This is a genomic window from Mycobacterium sp. shizuoka-1 (assembly GCF_002723835.1).
Lineage (GTDB): Bacteria > Actinomycetota > Actinomycetes > Mycobacteriales > Mycobacteriaceae > Mycobacterium.
This window is the reverse complement of record NZ_BEWG01000071.1, coordinates 752-3540: the sequence shown is the minus strand read 5'-3', so window position 1 is coordinate 3540 and position 2789 is coordinate 752. Positions and strand designations below refer to the sequence as shown.

Here is a 2789-nt window from a genome sequence, read left to right as displayed (position 1 = left end):
ACCCAACTCTGCCCCTTCCGCCAAACAGCACGCACCCTCGCCGGCCTCGGTCCGATCGACGACGGGGAGGGCTGAGATGGCGTTCGACCGCGTGTTGACTCGGCATTGGGACGAGCCGGAATCCTGGACCCTGAGCAGCTATCTGCGTCACGACGGTTACCAGGCACTCGCCAAGGCGTTGACGATGACACCCGTCGAGGTGATTGAGACAGTCAAAGAGTCCGGGCTGCGCGGTCGCGGCGGTGCGGGTTTCCCCACCGGCGCCAAGTGGTCCTTCATCCCGCAGAACGATGCCAAGCCGCACTATCTCGTCGTCAATGCCGACGAGTCGGAACCCGGTACGTGCAAGGACGTTCCACTCATGTACGCGACACCCCACGCCCTGGTGGAGGGGGCGATCATCGCGGCGTATGCGATTCGGGCCCGGCATGCGTTCATCTATGTACGCGGTGAGGTGGTGCCGGTGCTGCGCCGACTGCAGGCCGCGGTGGCCGAGGCTTACGAGGCGGGCTACCTCGGCGCCGACATCGCAGGCTCGGGTTTCGATCTGGACCTGATCGTGCACGCCGGCGCCGGCGCGTATATCTGCGGTGAGGAGACCGCGCTGCTGGACTCTCTGGAAGGTCGCCGCGGCCAACCACGGCTGAGGCCCCCGTTTCCGGCCGAAGCGGGGCTCTATGCCTGCCCGACGGTGGTCAACAACGTCGAATCCATCGCCAGCGTGCCACCCATCCTGCTCAAGGGGGTCGGCTGGTTCACCTCGATGGGCACCGAGAAGTCACCGGGTTGCACCATCTATTCGTTGTCGGGGCATGTGACCAGGCCGGGTCAGTACGAGGCGCCGCTGGGAATCACGTTGCGGGAGTTGCTCGACTACGCCGGGGGTGTGCGTGCGGGTCATGAGTTGAAGTTCTGGACCCCGGGTGGATCGTCGACCCCGCTGCTGACCGCCGAACACCTCGACGTGCCGCTGGATTACGAAGGCATGGCCTCGGTCGGGTCGATGCTGGGCACCAAGGCGTTGCAGATCTTCGACGAGACCACCTGTGTGGTGCGCGCGGTGCGCCGCTGGACCCAGTTCTACGCCCACGAGTCCTGCGGAAAATGCACACCGTGTCGCGAAGGAACCTACTGGCTCAGCCAAATCTACGCCGACCTGGAAGGCGGTTGGGCCACCTACGCCGACCTGCACAATCTGCTCGACATCGCCGACACGTTGAACGGGAAGTCGTTTTGCGCGTTGGGTGATGGTGCCGCCTCGCCGGTCGTCTCCTCGATCACCCATTTCCGCGCCGAGTACGAGGCGCACCTGGGCGGGGGTTGCCCGTTTGACGCGCGCGCCTCGATGCTGGCCGCACCGGAAGGGGTGGGTGTCTGATGACGCAGACTTCCGACACGGACGCACCAGCACCTGCCGTGGAGATGGTGGCCCTGGTCATCGACGATGTCGAGGTGAGTGTGCCCAAGGGCACGTTGGTGATTCGGGCGGCGGAGTTGATGGGGGTGCAGATTCCGCGGTTCTGTGATCATCCGTTGCTGGATCCGGTCGGGGCGTGCCGGCAGTGCCTGGTGGAGGTGGAAGGTCAGCGCAAGCCGATGGCCAGTTGCACCACCACGGTGGCCGACGGCATGGTGGTGCGCACCCAGTTCACCTCCGAGGCCGCCGACAAGGCCCAGCACGGGGTGATGGAGCTGCTGTTGATCAACCATCCGCTGGACTGCCCGGTGTGCGACAAAGGCGGCGAATGCCCCCTGCAAAACCAGGCGATGAGCAGTGGGCGCACGGAGAGCCGGTTCGACAAGGTGAAGCGGACCTATCCGAAGCCGATCAACTTGTCGAGTCAGGTGCTGCTGGACCGGGAGCGGTGTGTGTTGTGTGCGCGTTGCACCCGGTTTTCTGAGCAGATCGCCGGGGATCCGTTCATCGCCCTGTTGGAACGCGGTGCGCTGCAACAGGTCGGGATCGGCCCGGGTGAGGCGTTCGACTCGTATTTTAGCGGCAACACCGTGCAGATCTGCCCGGTCGGGGCGCTGACCGGGGCGGCGTATCGGTTCCGGGCGCGCCCGTTCGATCTGGTGTCCAGTCCCAGTGTGTGCGAGCACTGCGCCTCGGGGTGTGCTCAGCGCACCGACCATCGCCGTGGGGTGGTGTTGCGCCGGCTGGCCGGTGACGACCCGGAGGTCAACGAGGAGTGGAACTGCGACAAGGGTCGCTGGGCGTTCACCTATGCCCGGGTGGGTGACCGGCTTACCACGCCCTTGGTGCGCGACGAGAACGGCGCGCTGCGCCCGGCGTCGTGGTCAGAGGCCATCACAGTGGCCGCCGCTGGGCTGACGTCGGGTCGCAGCGGCGTGCTGGTGGGTGGTCGGGTGACGGTCGAGGATGCCTACGCCTACGCCAAGTTCGCCCGGATCGTGTTGGGGACCAATGACATCGATTTCCGGTCCCGTCTCCATTCGGTGGAAGAACAAGAGTTCCTGGCCGCCCAGGTGGCCGGTCGCCGCGAGGTCAGCTATGCCGACCTGCAGGCCGCACCCGTGGTGGTGCTGGTCGGGTTCGAGCCCGAAGACGAATCCCCGATCGTGTTCCTGCGGCTGCGCAAGGCAGTTCGCAAGCACGGGCTGCGGGTGGTCACGATCGCACCCTTCGCCTCACCGGGATCGGTCAAGCTCGCGGCCCAGGTCGTGATGACCGCACCCGGCCAGGAAGCCGCCGCCCTCGACGGGCTCACCGATGAACTGCCGCCCGGGGCGATCATCCTGCTCGGCGAGCGACTGGCCACCAGCCG

Annotated in this window: 1 protein-coding gene and 1 pseudogene; both read left to right on the top strand. The window is 66.3% G+C overall.

Features of this window, described 5'->3' with window-relative positions:
* Window positions 1–76: 76 nt before the first annotated feature.
* Window positions 77–1378 (top strand): NADH-quinone oxidoreductase subunit NuoF, encoded by a 1302-nt coding sequence (nuoF, locus tag MSZK_RS20775; RefSeq protein ID WP_099250520.1) that lies wholly within the window; start codon window positions 77–79, stop codon window positions 1376–1378.
* Window positions 1378–2789: pseudogene (locus MSZK_RS20770) on the top strand (NADH-quinone oxidoreductase subunit G); the annotation flags it as partial. The gene nuoF and the pseudogene MSZK_RS20770, both read left to right, overlap by 1 nt.

Excerpts from the sequence above, each read along its gene's own strand:
- nuoF (WP_099250520.1), top strand. The coding sequence starts at position 77 with ATGGCGTTCGACCGCGTGTTGACTCGGCATTGGGACGAGCCGGAATCC.